The sequence below is a fragment of the Pseudaquabacterium terrae genome (assembly GCF_013266755.1).
GTDB lineage: Bacteria > Pseudomonadota > Gammaproteobacteria > Burkholderiales > Burkholderiaceae_C > Pseudaquabacterium > Pseudaquabacterium terrae.
The window spans coordinates 355414-374465 of sequence record NZ_JABRWJ010000003.1; the positions used below are offsets into that span (position 1 = coordinate 355414).

The 19052-nt window shown below is 70.7% G+C and carries 20 protein-coding genes; 1 reads left to right on the forward strand and 19 read right to left on the reverse strand.

Annotated features, from left to right (window positions below; genetic code table 11):
- The first annotated feature begins 111 nt into the window (after positions 1–111).
- Positions 112–2022 carry a potassium transporter Kup gene (locus HLB44_RS10615; RefSeq protein ID WP_173122551.1) on the forward strand — a complete coding sequence of 637 codons (1911 nt, stop codon included), beginning with the start codon at positions 112–114 and terminating at the stop codon, positions 2020–2022.
- Positions 2023–2032: 10 nt separating this feature from the next.
- Here HLB44_RS10615 and HLB44_RS10620 read toward each other — a convergent pair whose 3' ends face one another.
- The 19 genes from HLB44_RS10620 to HLB44_RS10710 form a co-directional block, all read right to left on the reverse strand.
- Positions 2033–2692: an NUDIX hydrolase gene (locus tag HLB44_RS10620; protein ID WP_173122552.1), complete on the reverse strand. Its 660-nt coding sequence runs from the start codon at positions 2690–2692 to the stop codon at positions 2033–2035.
- 9 nt (positions 2693–2701) lie between these two features.
- Positions 2702–3505, reverse strand: a complete 804-nt coding sequence (locus HLB44_RS10625) for a crotonase/enoyl-CoA hydratase family protein (protein ID WP_173122553.1) — start codon at positions 3503–3505, stop codon at positions 2702–2704.
- Between the two features lie 46 nt (positions 3506–3551).
- Positions 3552–3905, reverse strand: coding sequence for an ArsC family reductase (locus tag HLB44_RS10630; protein ID WP_173122554.1), 354 nt, complete (start codon positions 3903–3905; stop codon positions 3552–3554).
- Between the two features lie 53 nt (positions 3906–3958).
- Entirely contained in the window at positions 3959–4435 is a 477-nt protein-coding gene (locus HLB44_RS10635) for a hypothetical protein (protein ID WP_173122555.1), read from the reverse strand.
- 113 nt (positions 4436–4548) lie between these two features.
- Positions 4549–5457 (reverse strand): cytochrome c, encoded by a 909-nt coding sequence (locus HLB44_RS10640; protein ID WP_173122556.1) that lies wholly within the window; start codon positions 5455–5457, stop codon positions 4549–4551.
- Between the two features lie 117 nt (positions 5458–5574).
- Positions 5575–6150, reverse strand: a complete 576-nt coding sequence (locus HLB44_RS10645; RefSeq protein ID WP_173122945.1) for a hypothetical protein — start codon at positions 6148–6150, stop codon at positions 5575–5577.
- Between the two features lie 140 nt (positions 6151–6290).
- Positions 6291–7259 carry a Bug family tripartite tricarboxylate transporter substrate binding protein gene (locus HLB44_RS10650; protein WP_173122557.1) on the reverse strand — a complete coding sequence of 323 codons (969 nt, stop codon included), beginning with the start codon at positions 7257–7259 and terminating at the stop codon, positions 6291–6293.
- A gap of 68 nt (positions 7260–7327) precedes the next feature.
- Positions 7328–8200: an amidohydrolase family protein gene (locus HLB44_RS10655; protein ID WP_173122558.1), complete on the reverse strand. Its 873-nt coding sequence runs from the start codon at positions 8198–8200 to the stop codon at positions 7328–7330.
- A 24-nt stretch (positions 8201–8224) separates the two neighbouring features.
- Positions 8225–8992 carry an SDR family NAD(P)-dependent oxidoreductase gene (locus HLB44_RS10660; protein WP_173122559.1) on the reverse strand — a complete coding sequence of 256 codons (768 nt, stop codon included), beginning with the start codon at positions 8990–8992 and terminating at the stop codon, positions 8225–8227.
- Positions 8989–10845 (reverse strand): feruloyl-CoA synthase, encoded by a 1857-nt coding sequence (locus tag HLB44_RS10665; RefSeq protein ID WP_173122560.1) that lies wholly within the window; start codon positions 10843–10845, stop codon positions 8989–8991. The genes HLB44_RS10660 and HLB44_RS10665 overlap by 4 nt, the downstream gene beginning before the upstream one ends.
- 4 nt (positions 10846–10849) lie before the next feature.
- Positions 10850–11665: a crotonase/enoyl-CoA hydratase family protein gene (locus tag HLB44_RS10670; RefSeq protein ID WP_173122561.1), complete on the reverse strand. Its 816-nt coding sequence runs from the start codon at positions 11663–11665 to the stop codon at positions 10850–10852.
- Between the two features lie 134 nt (positions 11666–11799).
- Entirely contained in the window at positions 11800–13023 is a 1224-nt protein-coding gene (locus tag HLB44_RS10675) for a sensor histidine kinase (RefSeq protein ID WP_173122562.1), read from the reverse strand.
- A gap of 50 nt (positions 13024–13073) precedes the next feature.
- Positions 13074–13874: a triose-phosphate isomerase gene (gene tpiA / locus HLB44_RS10680; protein ID WP_343051285.1), complete on the reverse strand. Its 801-nt coding sequence runs from the start codon at positions 13872–13874 to the stop codon at positions 13074–13076.
- Entirely contained in the window at positions 13871–15001 is a 1131-nt protein-coding gene (locus HLB44_RS10685; RefSeq protein WP_173122563.1) for an ABC transporter substrate-binding protein, read from the reverse strand. The genes tpiA and HLB44_RS10685 overlap by 4 nt, the downstream gene beginning before the upstream one ends.
- 7 nt (positions 15002–15008) lie before the next feature.
- Positions 15009–15992 carry a dihydroxyacetone kinase subunit DhaK gene (gene dhaK, locus HLB44_RS10690; protein ID WP_173122564.1) on the reverse strand — a complete coding sequence of 328 codons (984 nt, stop codon included), beginning with the start codon at positions 15990–15992 and terminating at the stop codon, positions 15009–15011.
- The gene (gene dhaL / locus HLB44_RS10695; RefSeq protein ID WP_173122565.1) at positions 15989–16639 is read right to left on the reverse strand and encodes a dihydroxyacetone kinase subunit DhaL; all 651 of its coding nucleotides are present in this window, start codon (positions 16637–16639) and stop codon (positions 15989–15991) included. The genes dhaK and dhaL overlap by 4 nt, the downstream gene beginning before the upstream one ends.
- A gap of 24 nt (positions 16640–16663) precedes the next feature.
- Positions 16664–16903, reverse strand: a complete 240-nt coding sequence (locus tag HLB44_RS10700) for a hypothetical protein (RefSeq protein WP_173122566.1) — start codon at positions 16901–16903, stop codon at positions 16664–16666.
- Positions 16904–16928: 25 nt separating this feature from the next.
- Positions 16929–17948 (reverse strand): ABC transporter ATP-binding protein, encoded by a 1020-nt coding sequence (locus HLB44_RS10705; protein ID WP_173122567.1) that lies wholly within the window; start codon positions 17946–17948, stop codon positions 16929–16931.
- Entirely contained in the window at positions 17941–19047 is a 1107-nt protein-coding gene (locus HLB44_RS10710) for an ABC transporter ATP-binding protein (protein ID WP_173122568.1), read from the reverse strand. Before HLB44_RS10710 ends, HLB44_RS10705 begins: the two co-directional genes overlap by 8 nt.
- Positions 19048–19052: the final 5 nt, after the last annotated feature.

The window sequence follows — 19052 nt, forward strand, 5'->3', positions numbered from 1 at the left end:
GCCCCCAAGACGCCTTCGGCGTCGCCCCCCCGAGGGGGAGCCGGCCGACCGGGAAACCCGGATCGGCCTGCCCTTATGCGTTCCTGATGCCCGCGCCGGCACGCTGGCGGGATGAACACTCCCTCGTTGGCCGCTGACGGATCAGCGGCATCCCCCGAAGGCCAGGGCCGGCTCGGCGCCTTGACGCTGGGCGCGATCGGCGTCGTCTATGGCGACATCGGCACCAGCCCGCTGTACACCGTCAAGGAGATCTTCCTGCCGGCCACCGGCGTGCCGCTCGATGCACCGCACCTGATCGGCGCGGTGTCGACGATCGTCTGGGCGCTGATGCTCGTCGTCACGCTGAAGTACGTGATCCTGATCCTGCGCGCCGACAACCGCGGCGAAGGCGGCGTGCTGGCGCTGGCGGCACTGGCCGGCCAGGCGGTGGCCGGCCGGCCGCGGCTGCGCCACGCGCTGCTGCTGCTGGGCATCGCCGGCGCGACGCTGTTCTATGGCGACAGCATCATCACGCCGGCGATCTCGGTGCTCGGCGCGGTCGAAGGCCTGGAGGTCGCCGCGCCGGCGCTGAAGCCCTACGTCGTGCCGATCACGCTGGTGGTGCTGGTGGCGCTGTTCGCGCTGCAGCGCAGCGGCACCGCGGCGGTCGGCCGGCTGTTCGGACCGGTGATCCTGCTGTGGTTCCTCGTGCTCGGCGCCACCGGCGTGGTGCAGATCGCGCAGCAGCCGGCGATCCTCGCGGCGCTGAACCCGATGGAGGCCGCGGCCTTCCTGGCCGGGCGCGGCTGGCAGGTCTTCGCGGCGATCGGCGCGATCGTGCTGGCGTTGACCGGCGCCGAGGCGCTGTATGCCGACATGGGCCACTTCGGCCGCCGCCCGATCCGCCTAGCGTGGACCGGCCTCGTGCTGCCGGCGCTGGCCTTGAACTACCTCGGCCAGGGCGCGCTGCTGATGCGCGATCCGACGGCGGTGGCCAATCCGTTCTACCGCCTGTTCCCGGACGACTGGGTGCTGCCGGCGGTCGGGCTGGCCACGCTGGCGGCGATCATCGCCTCGCAGGCGGTGATCTCCGGCGCCTACTCGCTGACGCGGCAGGCGATCCAGCTCGGCTTCCTGCCGCGCATGACGCTGCGCCACACCTCCGCGCGCGAGTCGGGGCAGATCTACATGCCGGCGGTCAACTGGACGCTGCTGGCCGGCGTGCTGGCTGCCGTGCTGTATTTCGGCAGCTCGTCGGCGCTGGCCGGCGCCTACGGCATCGCGGTGACCTTGACGATGGTCATCACGACGCTGCTGACCTGGTTCGTCGTGCGCAACGCCTGGGGCCTGCCGCGCCCCTTGGTGGTTATTGCCACCGGCTTCTTCCTGGCGCTGGACCTGCTGCTGGCAGCCGGCTGCGCAGTCAAGTTCTTCGACGGTGGCTGGTTCCCGCTGGCGCTCGGCGCCGCGCTGTTCCTGCTGATGAGCACCTGGCAGCGCGGCCGAGAACAGCTGCTGGCGAGCCTGCGCAGCGAAGGCCTCGGCTTGCGCGATTTCATCGACAGCCTCGACCCCGCGTCACTGCCGCGCGCCGAGCGCACCGCCGTCTACGCGGTGGCCGAGGGCGACAGCGTGCCGCAGGCCCTGCTGCACAACCTGAAGCACAACCAGGTGCTGCATGCGCAGAACCTGGTGCTGACGGTCAGCTTCGACGACCGCCCGTGGGTCGGCACCGACGAGCGGCTGGCGCTGCAGGACCTGGGCCGCGGCTTCTGGCGCGTGACGCTGCACTACGGCTTCATGGACACGCCCGACGTGCCGCAGGCCCTGAAGCTGTGCGCCGCGCGAGGCCTCGTCGTGCCGCCCTTCGAGACCAGCTACTTCCTCAGCCGCGAGACGCTGGTGGCCGCGCCGGGCAGCGGCATGGCGCGCTGGCGCGAACGGATGTTCGCCGCGATGAGCCGCAACGCCGGCAGCGTGGCGGCCTATTTCCGGCTGCCGGACAACGCGGTGGTCGAGCTGGGCACGCGGGTGCAGGTCTGAAGGTTCACGGTCACTGCCAGGCGAACCGCGGCTGCCCGAAATGCGCGACGCGCGTCGGGCGGCCTTCGATGCAGACCTCGCGGAACTGGTACAGCAGCGCGGCGGTCGGCGCGGCGATCCAGCCATCGCCGACCGGCATGCGCAGCACCGGCGACTCGCCGGGCGCTTCCTGCGTCAGCAGCGGCGCGTCGGGACGCTGCAATTCTGCGATAGGAATGCGGTGGATGCTGGCCACCTCGTCCGGGTTGCCGCGCAGGTCGCGCGCCGCGCCGCCCCACAGCACGACCGGCGTGATCACATAGCCCGAGCGGGTCGCGTAGTCGTCGAGGCGGCCGAGCACGGCGTCGTCATCGAGCCGCAGGTCGACCTCCTCGGCCAGCTCACGCAGCGCGGCCTGCTCCGGTGTCTCGCCGTCGTCGATGCGGCCGCCCGGCAGCGCGAACTGCCCGCCGTGGCGGCGCAGCGTTGCGGCGCGCAGCGTCACCAGCAGCGCGGCCTCGTCGCTCCAGGCCGGCGGCTCCGCGACGCCGGGCAGGTGCGCGCCGTCGCCCTCGTCGATCAGCACCAGCGCGACCGCGGCATGTCGCAGCGCTGCAACATCGATGGCCTGCCGCGGCCATGCGGCCAGCCGCTCGCGCAGCAGCGCCTGCAGTGCCGCATCGGCGCGCATCAGCTTCCCTCAGACCTTGAATTCGGGCGGCCGGCGCTCGAGGTTCGCGCGCACCGCCTCGGTCTGGTTCGGCGCGCCCATCAGCGCGACCTGCTCGTCGGATTCGGCCTGGAACAGCACCGCGTCGCTGTCGCCGCGCGCCGCCTGGTTCAGCAGGCGCTTGGCGGCGCGCAAGGCATCGGGGCTGCGCTGCGCCAGCTCGGCGGCCAGCGCACGCGCCTCGGCCAGCGGGTCGGTGCAGACGCGGGTCGCCAGGCCCAGGCGCACGGCCTCGTCGCCTTGCACGATGCGGCCGCTGAAGGTGAGCTCACGCGCGACGTCGTCGCGCAGCAGGCCGCGCATCAGCACGATGCCGGCCATGTCGGGCACCAGGCCCCACTTGACCTCCATCACCGACATCTTCGTCTCGGCGTCGATCAGCCGCAGGTCGGCACCGAGGGCCACCTGCAGCCCGCCGCCGAAGGCCATGCCGTGCACCGCGGCGATCACCGGCACGGGCAGCGTGCGCCAGCCGCCGGCGATGTATTGCGCCGAGTTCATCGCGCCGTGCGTGCGCGGGCGCAGGTCGCGCACGCCGCCGGGCTCGCCGGCGCCGATGCGGCTCATGCGCTGCATGTCCAGCCCGGCACAGAAGCCGCGCCCTTCGCCGTGCAGCAGCACCACGCGCAGGCCCGGCTCGTCGCGCAGGCGGTCGATCGCGCCGGCGAGCGCGTCGAACATCTCGAAATCGAGCGCGTTGAGCTTGTCGCCGCGGGTCAGGCAGACCTCGGCGATGCCGGGCTCGGTGAGGGTGATGCGGACGCGGTCGTTCATCGAGTCGATTCCTTGATCTGGAGGTGAACCTGCAAGAGCGCGCGGATCAGCGGGCGTGCCGCGCGAATTCCGCCTCGTCGAAGCCCACGCTCAAGGCCCCGTCGGCCCACTCGACCACCGGGCGCCTGATCACGCTGGCCTGCGCCAGCATCAGCGCCCGCGCGCTGGCGGCATCGACCACCGCGGCGCGGGTCGGCTCGTCGAGCTTGCGCCAGGTTGTGCCCTGGCGGTTGAGCAGCCGTTCCCAGCCGAGCGCGGCGATCCAGGCATCGAGCCGGTCGGCCGGCACGCCCGCCTTCTTGTAGTCGTGGAAGTGGATCGCCACGCCCTGCCCGGCGAGCCAGGCACGGGCGCGCTTGACGGTGTCGCAGTTCGGGATGCCGTAGAGGGTCGATGTCATGCCGCAGTATCGCGGCGACCGCGGATGCGGCCCGCGACGGAGGTCGACTCACCTCAGTCGCGTTCGCTCCGAGGGGGGTCGCACATCGGATCGGGCATGAATCCACCCCCGTGCAGCACGCGCCCCTCCGGTGTCAGCGTGACGCGGAACCACAGGCAGTCGTTGGTCGGGTAGCGCCACGACCAGGTCTCGCGGTTCATCCACTCGCCGGCGCGGTGCCCGGGGCGGCCGATCGTGCGCAGCAGCTCGTCGCGCGGCATGCCGTCGACGATCGCCGCGAAGTGCGCTTCGTCGAGCACCTGATCCCACCGAGCGACGCGGCCCTGCGCGTCGAGATCGACCATCCAGGTCATGCGGCCCATCGGTCCGGTGGCGTACTCCAGCCGCGTCGTGCCGCCGGGCATCGTGTAGCGGCCGGTCGGCGCGCCCGCTGCGGCACGCAGCTCGGTTTCGGTCTGGCCGGCGCGGAAGGGGACCGCGCAGGCCGCGAGCAGCGCGGTGGCGATCGTCACGATGGCGAGGCGGTGCATGGCAGGCTCCCGGGGCGGATCATCGGATGCAAGGTCCGATGATCGCGCCGCGACCCGAGTTCCACGGCCGTGTCGGAATAGGCCGTCCGGCCGAAGACGTCCCGGGAATCTGTTCAGTGCCCGCCGGCCGCCCGCGCCGGCACCGACTTCAGGTAGACGAAGGTCGCGTCGAGGTCGACGTCGCTCATCTGCGCCAGCGCCTCGAAGGGCATCACCGGGCTGATCGCGCTGCCGTCGGGCCGCTTGCCGCTGCGCATCATCGCGCGGAACTGCTCGGCGCTGGCGTAGCGCAGCATCGCGCTGCCGCTGCCCGGCGTCAGGTTCGCGGCCGCCGGCCAGTCGGGCGGGCCGCCGGTGATGCTGCCGCCCGACAGGCCCGGGCCATGGCAGCCGATGCAGCTCTGCGCGACGTACTGGCCGTGCGCGACCGTCACGCCCTCGGCCACCGGTTGCGCCGGCGGCAGCCGGTGATCGATGCGCGCGGCGGCGTCCGGGATGACACCCAGGCCGTACAGCACGCGCACCGGCAGCGGCAGCTGGAGCAGCGCCGCGCCGCCTTGAACCGCCGGCACCGAGCGCAGGTAGGAGGCCACCGCGGCGACATCGGCATCGGTCCAGCGCGCGAAGTCCTGCGAGGGCATCACCATCAGCGGCCGGCCGTCGGGCTTGACGCCGTGGCGCAGCGCACGTTCCCAGTCCTCGCCGCGGTAGCGTGCAGCGGGGCTGTCGGCGCCCGGGCTGATGTTCGGACCGGCCAGCTTCAGGCCGCTGCCGGCATCGTCGACGAAGACCCGGCCGCCGGCGTTCGCGCCGTGGCAGTCGGCGCAGCCGCGCGACAGGTAGAGGTAGCGGCCGCGGTTGAGCGTCGCGGCATCGTCGGCCAGCGCGATAGCCTGACGCGGCACGTCGACGATGCGCGCCTGGAGGGTCTGGCTGCGGTGGTGGGCGAAGCCGACGGTGGCGGCACCGGCGGCAAGCAGGGATGCCAGCGCGCCCAGCGTGATCTTGATCCAGCGTTTCATGGCCGCTGCTCTCCGGTTCGTCGTTGCGTTGCGACGCACTGTAGAAAGCGCAGGCCGCGCCGGCATCGCCCGGATGGGCCATGCCGGCGCGGCAAGGAGCCATGGGCCGGTGTCGGCTTACTCCATCACGACGGCGTGGCGCGTCGCCGGATCGAAGGTCACGATTTCCTTGACGCTGCCCTTGTCGTCGAAGACGACCTGGAACTCCTGGAAGCTCGACAGCCAGAAGCGCAGGACCTTGGCATCGAGGCGCGGGTTCTCGCTGGTGATCGGGTAGCCGACGGCCATCACGACCTGGTCGCGGCTCATGCCGACCGCCAGGCGGCCGCTGGTGATCGCCTCACGCAGTTTCGGCGGCAGCGCGGCCAGCTTCTTCTTCGGGTCCTCGGCCACGACGTAGCGCGTGGCGAACGCGCTCATCTCGAGGTCGCGGCTGTAGTCGTTGCCGAGCGCCTGCTTGCTGTTGTCGCCGAGGTCGACGAAGGCGCGGAAGCGGCCGTAGCCGGTGACCTTTGCCGCGGTGCCCAGCGGAATCACGCGCTTGCCGGACTCCATGTAGTTGCTGTCGCTGATCCATTTGCCGTCGGTGCGCAGGTTGCAGCACAGATAGCCTTCGGGCGTCGGTTGCGCGGAAGCGGCAAAGGGCATGGCCAGCACGGCCAGAACGCCGGCGGCGGCGAGGTGAAATCGCATGAACAAGGTGAGCCTCCCTGGGGGATGAACGGTGGAACGGGTGAGGCCCGGGGGCATCGTCGCGCCCCGCAGGCGGGCGAAGTATCACCTCGCGCCGCGCACTCTCCGCGGGATTCGGTCCAACCCCCCGCGAATCGGGATCAGGACTCCGGCGTGAAGCCGACGCGCTTGACGATCGGGCCCCAGGCCGCGTGCTCGTCGCGGATCGCCTTGTGCAGCTCGGCCGGACCGGTGACCGCCACCTCGAGGCCGAACTGCGCCAGCGCCGGCGCCATCTCGGGCCCGGTCATCGCGGCGCGAAGTTGGTCCGACAGCCGTTTGACCAGCTCCGGCGCCGCCTTGCCCGGCAGGAAGAAGCCGTACCACTCGACCTGCTCGAGCGCCTTGAAGCCCTGCTCGGTGTAGGTCGGCACCTCGGGCAGGAAGCGCGAGCGTTTCGGCCCGGAGGTCGCCAGCACGCGCAGCTTGCCGGTCTTGACGTGCGGCAGGTAGTCGCCGATCGGGCCGCTGAAGCTCGTCAGCTGCCCGCCCAGCAGGTCCTGGATGCCGGGCACGGTGCCGCGGTAGGGCACGTGGCTGAGCGCGACGCCGGATTCCTTCTCCAGCAGCGCGCCGACGAAGTGCGGCGGCGAGCCGGCGCCCGGCGAGCCGTAGTTCGCCAGACCCGGGTTGGCCTTGGCCCAGGCGAGGAAGTCTTTCAGCGTCTTCACCGCTTCCGGCACGGCCGGCCCGACGCCGAGGCCGAAGACGACCTGCGTCGCCGCGCCGACCGGCGTCACGTCGTCGAGGCCGTAGGGCAGCTTGGTGTACAGGTGCGGGTACAGCGTGATCATCGCCGCCGGCGTGATCAGCAGGCTCGTGCCGTCGGCGGGGCTGCGGCGCAACTCGTCGACCGCCAGCCGGCCGCCGGCGCCGGGCTTGTTCTCGACCAGCACCATCTTCGCGACGCCGCCGCGCAGCTTGTCGGCGATGCGCCGCGCCACCACGTCGACGGTGCCGCCGGCCGGGAAGCCGGTGAGGATGCGGGCGGTCTCGGGCATCGATTGCGCATGGCCGAGGAGGGGCGCGCCGGCCGCCGCTGCGGCCAGCAGGAAGTCTCTGCGTTGCATGAAGGTCTCCGAGGATGTCGGGCACTAGCCCGCGGGGTTCGGGCGGCGGGCCTTCAGGCCCGCGGGGTTCAGGCGGCGGGCGTCAGGCCCAGCAACCGCATCGCGTTGTTCTTGAGGATCAGCGGCTTGACCTCGTCCTTGAACCCCGCCTGGTCGAATTCCTTCAGCCAGCGGTCGGGCGAGATCAGCGGGAAGTCGCTGCCGAACAGGATGCGGTCCTTGAGCAGCGTATTGGCGTACTGCACCAGCTGCGCCGGAAAGTACTTCGGGCTCCAGCCCGACAGGTCGATCCAGATGTTGGGCTTGTGCATCGCCAGCGAGATCGCCTCGTCCTGCCACGGCCACGACGGGTGGGCAATGATGATCTGCATGTCGGGGAAGGCGATCGCCACGTCTTCCAGCAGCATCGGGTTCGAGTTCTGCAGCCTCAAGCCGCCGCCGCAGCGCATGCCGCTGCCGATGCCGGAGTGCCCGCTGTGGAAGACCGCCGGCAGCTTGTATTCGTTGATCACCTCGTAGATCGGCCAGGCCATGCGGTCGGCCGGCTCGAAGCCCTGCACCGTCGGGTGGAACTTGAAGCCCTTGACGCCGTATTGCTCGATCAGCTTGCGCGCCTCGCGCGCGCCCATCTTTCCCTTGTGCGGATCGATGCTGCCGAAGGCGATCATGATGTCCGGGTTGGCCAGCGCGGCCTCGGCGATCTCCTCGTTCGGGATGCGGCGCCGGCCCAGCTGCGTCTCGGCATCGACGGTGAAGTTGACGAAGCCGATCTTCTTCTCGCGGTAGAACGCGATCGTCTCGTCCATCGTCGGCCGGCGGCTCGACTTGAAGTACTTGTCCGCCGCGCGGTCGTACTCCTCGCCGTAGCTGTCGAACGGGTTGCGGCACGACACCTCGAGGTGGGTGTGGGTGTCGATGGCGATCAGCTGGTCGGTGTCCATGAGTGTCTCCGCCGTTTTCAGACGTTAGCGCGGCGCCATGCGCAAGGCGCCGTCGAGCCGGATCACCTCGCCGTTGAGCGCGTTGTTCTCGACGATCGCGGCGGCGAGCTGCGCGAATTCGCCGGGCTGGCCGAGGCGGCGCGGGAACGGGATGCTCGCCGCCAGCGAGGCCTGCACGGCTTGCGGCAGCTCGGCCACCAGCGGCGTCAGGAACAGCCCCGGCGCGATCGTCACGACGCGGATGCCGTGCTGCGCCAGGTCACGCGCCATCGGCAGCGTCATCGACACGACGCCGCCCTTGGACGCCGAATACGCTTCCTGCCCGACCTGGCCATCGAAGGCGGCGACCGATGCGGTGTGCACGATCACGCCGCGCGCGCCGTCCTCGTCCAGCGGCTCGAGCGCGGCCATCTGCGCGGCGGCCAGGCGGCTGACGTTGTAGGTGCCGATCAGGTTGACCTCGACCACGCGGCGAAAGTCTTCCAGCGGCGCGGCGCGGCCATCCTTGCCGACGATGCGCTTGGCGCTGCCGATGCCGGCGACGTTCAGCAGCAGCCGCGCCGGGCCGTGGCGCTCGGCCGCCGCGGCCAGCGCGGCTTCGACGCTGGCCGGGTCGGTGATGTCGCAGCGCAGGCCGATGCCGCCGCATTCGGCGGCGACCGCGGCGGCGCCGTCGCCGTTGATGTCGAGCACCGCGACCCGTGCGCCGCGGCGCGCCAGCTCACGCGCCGTCTGTGCGCCCAGGCCCGAGCCCCCGCCGGTGACGATGGCCGCTTGTCCTTCGATCTTCATGAAGCGTCTCCGCGGCCGGTGTGCGGCCGGAGGGTGTCGGGATCGGTGCCGGCGTACAGCGCGTCGACGAGCGCCGCGCGCCGCTGCAGCACCGCGCGCTGGTTGATCGAGCCCTTGTCGGTGAGCTCGCCGGCTTCGAGCGACGGCGGCTCGCCGAGCAGCTGCAGCCGCGCGACGCGCGTGGCACTGCCGCTGCCCTCGCGCCACAGCCGATCGGTGAGCGCCTGGAAGAAGCCGCGCACCGCCGGATGGGCGAGCACCTCGGCGCTGCCCGCGTCGGCGCCGAGGCCGGCGTGGCGGCGGCATTCGTCGATGCGCGGGAAGACCAGCAGGCCGATGTCATCGCGGTTGAGGCCGGCGACCACCGAGTCCTGCAGCAGCGGCGCGCCGTGCGCCAGCACCTTCGCGCGCAGCGGGCCGACGCTGACGAAGGTGCCGCTGGAGAGCTTGAAGTCCTCGGCGATTCGGCCGTCGAAGACGAGGCCGCGCGCCGGGTCGGCGGCATCGACGCAGGTCACGGCATCGCCGGTGCAGTAGAAGCCCTCGGCGTCGAAGGCCTCGGCGGTCTCGGCCGGTGCGCGCCAATAACCCGGCATCACGTTGGGGCCGCGGAAGCGGATCTCGGTCTTGTCCCCGAGCGGCACCAGCTTCACCTCGACCCCCGGCACCGGCAGCCCGATCCAGCCCGCCTTGACGTCGGTGCCGACGGCGAAGGTGCAGCTCGGCGCGGTCTCGGTCATGCCCAGCCCGGTGATCACGCGGATGCGCTCGCCGATGGTCGCCTCGGCTTGGCGCTCGAGCTGGTCCCACACCGCCTGCGCCAGGCCGGCGCCGGCGAACATGAAGGCCTTGACGTTGCGAAACAGCGTCTCGCGCAGCAGCGCATCGCTGTCCATCGCGCGGGCGATTTCCTCGAAGCCCTTGGGCACGTTGAAGTACACCGTCGGCGCGATCTCGCGCAGGTTGCGCAGCGTCTCGGCCATGCCCTGCGGCGTCGGCTTGCCGTCGTCGATGTAGAGCGTGCCGCCGTTGACCAGCACGATGCCGACGTTGTGGTTGCCGCCGAAGGTGTGGTTCCACGGCAGCCAGTCGATCAGCACCGGCGGCGCGTCGGCCAGGAAGGCCATGCACTGGCGCAGCATCTGCTGGTTCGCGCACAGCATGCGCTGGGTGTTGATCACGGCCTTCGGCGCCTTGGTCGAGCCGGAGGTGAACAGGAACTTGGCAATCGTGTCGGGGCCGACGGCCGCGTGCGCACGGGCCAGCGCGTCGCCGGGCTGGGCGGCGAGCAGGTCATCGAAGGCCACTGAGCGGCGGCCGGGCAGCGTGCCCTCGCCGAGGATCACCGGCACGTCGGCCGCGAAGGCTCCGGCGATCGCCCGGGCATAGACCGGGCTGCTGGCATAGACCGCGCCGGGCGTCAGCGTCTGCTGGATGTGGCGCAGCTTGCCGAAGTCCTGCGCCACCAGCGAATAGGCGGGCGAGACCGGGGCGTGCGGAATGCCGGCCCACATGGCGGCCAAAGCGAGCGTCAGGTGCTCGAGGTCGTTGCCCGACAGGATCACGAGCGGCCGCTCGACCGACAGCTCCAGCTCGAGCAGTCCCTGCGCGACCGACTGCACGCGCTGCAGCATCTGCGCGTACGAGATGCGTCGCCAGTCGCCGCCGTCGTCGCGCCGCGCGGCGAACGTGCGCTGTGGCGCCTCGCGCGCCCAGTGCTCGAGCGCGTCGGTCAGCCGGGCGTGGACCCGGCCCAGCGGCTCGGCCGAACGCAGCACGGTGCAACCGTCGGCGCGGCGCTCGACCGTCGCTTCGACGCAGCCGCCGACATGGGCGTCGCGGTAGGTGGCCATCGCATCAGCCTTTCAGCACCTTGCCGGCGCGCTTGTCGAGGAAGGCGCGCAGGCGTTCCTGCGCGTCGGGCGTGCTCTCGGCCACCGCGGCCATCAACGACTCGGTGAACAGGCCCTCGCTCTGCGACTGGTCGGCGATGCGCGGCAGCGCGTGCATCACCGCGAAGTTGGACATCGGCGCATTCGTCGCGATGCGGCGCGCCAGCGCGATGCCGTGGGCCAAGCCCTCGCCGTCGGGCACCAGGTATTGCGCCAGGCCGGCCTGCACGCCCTGCTCGGCGTCGATGACGCGGCCGGTGAGCATCATGTCGCTCATGCGCGCGACGCCGATCAGCCGCGGGATGCGCGCCGAGCCGCCGCCGCCGACGAAGAGCCCGCGCTGCCCCTCGGGCAGTCCGAAATAGGCCGAGGCCTCGGCGACGCGCACGTGGCAGGCCGCGGCCAGCTCGAGCCCGCCGCCGACCACCGCGCCGTGCAGCACGGCGATCACCGGCACGCGGCCGAACTGGACCTGGTCGAAGGCCGCATGCCACATGCGTGAATGCAGCACGCCACCGATGACATCGCGCTCGACCAGCTCAGACAGGTCGAGCCCGGCGCAGAAGTGCTCGCCCTCGCCGCTCAGCACGACGGCGCCGACCGCCTGCGGCAGGTTGACGAAGGCCGTGTGCAGCTGCTGGATCAGCGGGTCGCTGAGCGCATTGCGCTTGGCCGGGCGGTTCAGCCGGATGTGGGCTACCGCGCCATCGACGCTGACCTGCAGCAGATCCAGCGCGGCGAGCGTGCCGCTGGAGACGGGAGTGAAGGACGAAGTACTCATCAGGGCCTCTCGAATGGCCCCAATGTAGTTAGTTTACTTAACTACAAGTCCTAGTGAAAACACCTAGAACGATGTCGAGATACCCATGAATTTGTCTTCCGAGTCCTCCTGGAGTCTTGCCGCCTTTACTTCATTCAATTAATGATTTTGGTGCCCGCCACTGGCAGCGTCACGCGGAACGTCGTACCGCGCCCGACCGTGCTCTGCACCTGCAGCGTGCCGCCCATCGAGCCGACGAGCTCCTTGCAGATCGACAGCCCCAGGCCGTGGCCCAGGACCCCCGACTGCTCGACCCCCAGCCGCTCGAACGGACGGTACAGCCGGCTCATCTGCTCCTCGGTCAGGCCCGGCCCGGTGTCCTGGATCTCGATCTGCGCGTATTCGCCGCAGTTCACGCTCAGGCGCACGTGCACCCAGCCGCCGGCGCGGTTGTACTTGATGGCATTGCTCAGCAGGTTCACCACCACCTGGCAGACCGCCCGGCGGTCGCCGACCGCCCACACCGGCGCGTCGGCATCGAAGGCCACGCTGATCGACCGCGCGACGGCCTCGCGCTCGACGAAACCCATCGCGTCACGCACCACCTCGACCGCATCCACCGGGTGGCTGGCCAGCGAGGCCTGCGTGGTGCCGGCACGGCCCAGCTCCATCAGCAGGTCCAGCACGTCGACCATGTGCCAGCCGGTGCGCGCGATCTCCGCGATCCAGCCGCCGCAACGCGGATCGCCGGCACCGTCGCCGCGCGCCTGGATCAGCTGCGCCAGCCCGACGATGACATTCAGCGGCGTGCGCAGCTCATGGCCGAGCTGGGAGACGAGCACGGACTTGGCGCGGCTCGCCGCCTCGGCCTGTTCCTTGGCCCGCCGCAGCACCTCGTCGCGCCGCCACAGCTGCGCCTTGGCATCGAGGCTTTGCGTCACGTCGCGCGCCGAGCCGCGATAACCGCGCAGCGAACCGTCGGCATGCCGCAGCGGCACGGCACTGCGCGAGACATAGCGTGATCCGCCGCCGTGGTCCTCCTTCGTCACCAGCCGCACGATCGGCTCGCCCTGGCGCAACACCGCATGCAGGTCGCGCGTCGGCAACTCGCGCTCGCCCAGCCAGTTGACGACCTGGCCGGCGGGTATCGGCTCGCCGACCCGGGGCGGGCGGATGTCCTGCGCGTGCCCGAACGGGGCCGTGTCATGGACCCACGTGTAGCGGTGGTGCTCGTCGGTTTCCCAAATCCAGTCGCCGGAGGCGCGGGCCACGTCTTCCAGCCGCTGGGTCAGCAGCATGGCGTCGTGGCCTTCATCCTGCAGGATCCGCGAGCCGTTGTTCGCTCGCGGCGCTTCGTGGGCATTGACCCGGATACGCATTCTCAGTCTCCTTCACCGGAACCCGGCAGCGGTCATGCGCTGCCCTGTGATCACCCCCTCGAAGTTGCCGTGATGGGCGCGAGGCGCTGCGGCGCGATGGCCGAGCAACGCGTCGCCGCCTTCCAGATCTCCATGAAGTCCGTCGGCTCGAGCGAAGCCCCGCCGACCAGCACACCCGACACCAGGCTGCTCGTCATGATGGCGCCCGCATTGCGCGGATGCACGCTGCCGCCGTAGAGGATGCGCACGGTGTGCGCCGACAGGCCGGCGTGGAAGGCCAGCATGTCGGCGATGGCGCCGTGCGTATCGTCGATCAGGCCGGGCGCCGCGGTGTTGCCGCTGCCGATGGCCCACAGCGGCTCATAGGCCAGCACCACCGATGCGAGCGTGCGCCCGAGCACCCGCATCAGCTGCAGCAGCTGGCGCCGCAGCACGACCGCGGTCTGCTCGCCATCGCGCTCCTCGGCGTTCTCGCCGATGCAGACGATCGGCGTCAGCCCTGCTGCCAGCGCGCGCTGCGCCTTGGCAGCAATCTGACCATCGGTTTCGCCGTGGCCGGCGCGCCGCTCGGAATGGCCGACGATGACGTAGCGCGCACCGAGCTCGCGGATCATGCGCGCCGACACCTCGCCGGTGAACGCGCCCTCCTCCTCCGCCGAGCAGTCCTGCGCGCCCCAGCGCAGCCGCGTGGCGCCGAACACCGCCTGCGCCGCGTGCAGCAGCGGATGCGGCACGCACAGCGCCGCCTCGCAGCCGCGCACGTCGCGCAGCGCCACGTCGGCGAAAGCGCGCAGCTGCGCGATCGAGCCGTTCATCTTCCAGTTGCCGATGACGAGCTTTTGCACGGTCACTTGACGAACTTCCCGGACCGTGAATACACCGTCAAGTCCACCTGTGCGCCGGTGCGCCGCGCCTTGCCGTAGAACGCGCCGATGAAGCCGCCGAAGTCGCGCGGCGGCAGGCCGTCGAGCGCCTCGGCCAGCTTGGCCGGCGTCGGCTCCCGCGCGCGGCGCAGGGCGTCGACCAGCAGGTGGGCGGCCAGGTAGGCCTCCATGCTGGCGAACGAGGCCTCGATCCGGTGGCGCGTGCAGAAGGCCTGGAAGCTGCGACCGAGCGGCGACGACGTAGTCCACGGGAACGGCACCACCTGCGTCACCGACAGACCGGTCGCCTGGGCCCCCAGCCGCTCCATCAGCGCCGTGCCGCCGACCGTCGACAGCGTGTAGAACAGGCCCGTGAAGCCGGCCTGCCGCACCGCATCGACGAAGCGCGCGCTGGCCACGTAGTCGGCGCCGAGCAGGATCGCCTGCGGCTGCCCGGCCAGCACCGATGCCACGGCACCCGGCAGGCTGTACTGGCTGCCCTCGTGATCGATGCTGCTGATCGACGCCACGGTATCGCCGCGCGATTCGACCGAGGCGATCAGCGCATCGCGCAGCTCCCAGCCCTGGGAGTTGTATTCGGACAGCAGCGAGACGCGGTTGATGCCGATCTGCCGCGTGTGGCGGGCGATGTATTCGATCTCGTCGACATGGCCGGCGCGCAGGTTGTAGATCCACGGCTGCTGCCCCGAACGCAGCTCCTGCGAACCGCTGAAGGCGGCGATGTAAGGCAGCGCTTCCTCGGCCGCGCCGCGCGCGCCGGCCCGGTGCGCCCCGCCACCGACGAAGCCGAACAGCGCGATCACCTGGTGCTGAGAGGCCAGCAGCTTGACATTGACTGCCGTGCGCTCCGGGCGATCTTCGTCATCGAGCGTCACCAGCTCGATGTCGCGCCCGGCGATGCCGCCCTGCGCATTGACCTCGGCGAAGACCGCCCGCGCTGCGTCGCGGCATGCAGTGCCGACCCGCGCCAGCGGCCCGGAGATCGGCGCCGACTGGCCGAGCTTGATCGGCGGCAGGGGGTTGGTGCGGGCCCGCACCCGGTGCGGCAGCAACGCCGCCACCGGCAGGCTCAACAGCAGCGAGCGGCGCCGCATGATGGGCCTACCAGCGCAGCGCCGCGGTGTGCACCGGCGCGTCCCACAGCGACTTCAGCTCGTCGTCGAGCACCGTCACCGTCAGCGACGCACCGGCCATCTCGAGCGCGGTGGTGTAGTTGCCGACCAGCGAGCGCACCGGCTTCAGCCCCTCGGCGCGCAGCTTCTCGGCGGCGCAGTGGTACAGCAGGTACAGCTCCATCAGCGGCGTGCCGCCGAAGCCGTTGGCGTGCAGCAGCACCTCGCTGCCGCGCGCGGGCTTCAGGTCGGCGAGGATCGAGTGCAGCAGCTCGTCGACGATCAGGCTCGCCGGCTTGACCTTTTCGCGCCGCCGGCCCGGCTCGCCGTGGATGCCGACGCCGATCTCCATCTCGTCGGCGCCGATGTCGAAGGTGGTGCGCCCGGCAGCGGGCACGGTGCAGCTGGTGAACGCGACGCCCATCGACGCGGTCGCCGCATTGACGCGGTCGCCGATCTCCTTGCACTCGAGCAGCGAGCCGCCGCGTTCGGCCGCGGCGCCGACCATCTTCTCGACCATCACCGTGCCGGCCACGCCGCGCCGGCCGGTGGTGTGGGTGGAGTTCTCGACCGCGACGTCGTCATTGACCAGCACCGTCGCGTTCTCGATGTCCATCATCTCGCTGGCGATCTGGAAGTTCATCAGATCGCCGGAGTAGTTCTTGACGATCAGCAGCACGCCGCGGCCCGAGTGCACGGAGGACGCCGCGGCCAGGATCTGGTCCGGCGTCGGCGAGGTGAACACCTGGCCGGCGCAGGCCGCGTCGAGCATGCCCTGCCCGACGTAGCCGGCATGCAGCGGCTCATGCCCCGAGCCACCACCCGAGATCAGCGCGACCTTGTTCACCGAGCGCTCGGCGCGTGCGACGAAGGTCGGCTCGAACTCGACCCGCAGCAGGCCGGGATGGGCATCGACCATGCCGCCGAGCGACTCGCGCATCACCGATTCGATGTCGTTGATGAATTTCTTCATGCGGCCTCCGACGGCGTGACCTGGCGCAGCACGGTTTCGCAGACGGCGGCGATCGCCACCTCGCAGGTCTTGCAGCCCGGATCGATGTGGCCGAGCGCACGTTCGCCGAGGAAGGACGCGCGGCCCTTGCTGGCGATCATGTCCTTGGTGGCCAGCATGTTGTGGTGGGCCTCCTGCGTCAGCTGCGCGCACAGCGCCGGCAGCAGCGTGTCCTCGTCGGCCAGCTTCAGCAGCAGGCGCGACACGGGGATCAGCACGTCGAGCATCGTCTTCTCGCCGACGTCGGCCTTGCCGCGCGTCTTGATGGCCTCGACGCCGCTGGCGAAGGCGGCCGCGAACTGGCGCCGGTCGGGTTCGTCGATGCCTTCGAGCGTCTTGCCCATCGCCATGAAGAAGCTCGAGATCAGCGGGCCGGACGCGCCACCGATCGTGCCGAGCAGCTTCATGCCGATCTTGTGCAGCGCCAGCCCCGGCGGCACGCCATTCAGCTCGGGTGCCATCACGACAAGCACCTCGCAGCCGCGGCGCACGTTGATGAAGTGATCACCATCGCCGATCGCGCGGTCCAGCGATTCGATCTGCGCTTCGTTGGCGAGGATGGCGCGCTGCACGGCGGCGAGCGCATCGAGAATCATCGGGGTGTTCAAGATTTCTCCTTGTCTTGGGGGGAGTCATGCGTGAGCGGCGTGCTCGGTGCAGCGGACCGGCTGCACGTCCGGCAGCGTGAACTCGCGTCCGCGGACGGCGCGGGCGTAGAGATAGTTGTTGCGGGCGCGCTCGCTGAGCGAATCCATGTCGACGCGGCCTGCCGCGTCGCACGGGAAGACATAGGCGCGCCCGGGTTGAAACAGCGAGCGGAAACAGAGCTCGAAGTGCCGCGGAGCATCGAGCAGCGCGTACGAGTCGTTCATGTCGGTCTCCTTGGCAAACGAGCGTTCAGCGCGACGCAGCGAGGCGCTGCCCCGCTCCGTCGAAGAACATGCAGCGCTCGGGCGGGAAGGTCATCTGCACCCGCGCGCCCGGCACCAGGGCCTGGTCGAGCATCGAGCGGGCACGCACCTCGACGCCGGAGCGCTCGGCGACGATCAGGTGCTTGACCAGCGAGCATTCGATGACCGCATAGGCCTGCGAACCGTCGCCGTCGGGCGACAGCTCCACGTCCTCGGGCCGGATCGCAACGTGCTTCGCATGCGGGACGACGCTGCCGGCGAACCACGCTGCCGGCAGCACGTTGATCGCCGGCGAGCCCAGCCGCTGCGCCACTTCCAGCGACTGCGGCTGGTCGTAGATCTCGAGCGGCGTGCCGACCTGGGCGATGCGGCCATGTTCGAGGATCGCGATGCGATCGGCCAGCGTCGTCGCCTCGACCTGGTCGTGCGTGACGTAGACCACCGTCGCGCCGCTCGCGCGCTGCAGGCGCTTGAGCTCGACGCGCAGTTCCTCGCGCAGCCCGGCGTCCAGCGACGACAGCGGCTCGTCCATCAGGTACACGCGTGGCTCGCGCACCAGCGCGCGGCCGATCGCCACGCGCTGCATCTCGCCGCCGGACAGCGCGGTCGACTTGCGCTGCAGCTTGCTCTCGATGTGCAGCACCGCGGCAACGCGCTCGACACGGCGGCGGATCTCCGCCTCGTCCATCCGGCGCATCGGCGCGCGCAGCGGGAAGGCCATGTTGTCGTACACGCTCAGGTGCGGGTACAGCGAGTACTGCTGGAAGACGAAGGCGCAGTCGCGCTGCGCGGGCGGCGCGGCCGTCAGGTCGGCACCATTCATGCGCAGCTGGCCGGCATCCGGCGTCTCGAGGCCGGCGATCAGCCGCAGCGTCGTCGTCTTGCCGGCGCCGCTGGGGCCCAGCAGCACGAAGAACTCGCCGTCGGCGATGTCCAGGCGCATGTCGTCGACGGCGGTGATGTCGCCGAAGCGCTTGGTGATGCCTTGAAGGGAAATGCTAGCCATGGCGCATGCTCGGTCGGTGGGCGGTGGTGGTGGCACTGGGCAGCAGGCGCTCGGTGACGGCGTCGAAGAGCACCAGCCGCGAGGTGTCGAAGGCCAGGCCGACGCGCTCTCCCTCGACCGGCCGCGTGTGCTTGTCGACCAGCGCCTTCAACGTGCCGGCTTCGGTCTTCAGCTCGGCGATCCAGTGCGAGCCGAAGTACTCGATCCGCTCGACATGGCCGCCCAGGCCCTCGCCGCTCGGCACCAGGCGCACGTGCTCGGGCCGCACGCCGAGCAGCGCGCGATCGGCATCGCCCTGCAGCGCGGGCACGTCGACCAGGCGGCCGTCGACCTGCACCTGCGAGTCGCCGCCGGCCACCGTGCCGCGCACCTGCAGCAGGTTCATCGGCGGGCGGCCGATGAAGCGGGCGACGAAGACGCACGACGGGAAGTTGTAGATGCCGTGCGGATCGTCGGCCTGCAGGATCTCGCCGTTGTTCATCACGACGATGTGGTCGGCCAGCGCCATCGCCTCGTTCTGGTCGTGCGTGACGAAGACGGTGGTGGTCTTCAGGCGCTCGTGCAGCTTGCGCAGCTCGACGCACATCAGCTCGCGGAACTCGGCGTCCAGCGTGCCCAGCGGCTCGTCCATCAGGAAGGCCTTGGGCTCGCGCACGATCGCCCGGCCGAGCGCCACGCGCTGGCGGTCGCCACCGGCCAGGCCGCCGACGCGCGACCCCAGCAGGTGCTCGATGCGCAGGATGCCGGCGACCTCGTTGATGCGGCGATCGATCTCGGCGCGCGGCACGCCTTCGTTGCGCAGCGGGAATTCCAGGTTGTCGCGCACGCCCATGTGCGGGTACAGCGCGAACAGCTGGAACACCATCGCGATGTCGCGCTCGCGCGGGCGCCGATAGGTGACGTCACTGCCGTCCAAGGTGATCGTCCCGCCGGTCGGGAACTCGAGCCCGGCGATCATGCGCAAGGTCGTCGTCTTGCCGCAGCCCGAGGGGCCCAGCAGAACGACGAACTTGCCGTCTTCGAGCACCAGCGAGGAGTTCTTAACCGCGGTGAAGTCGGCGAAGCGCTTCTGCAGGTTCTGGATTCGGATTTCAGCCATGGTCA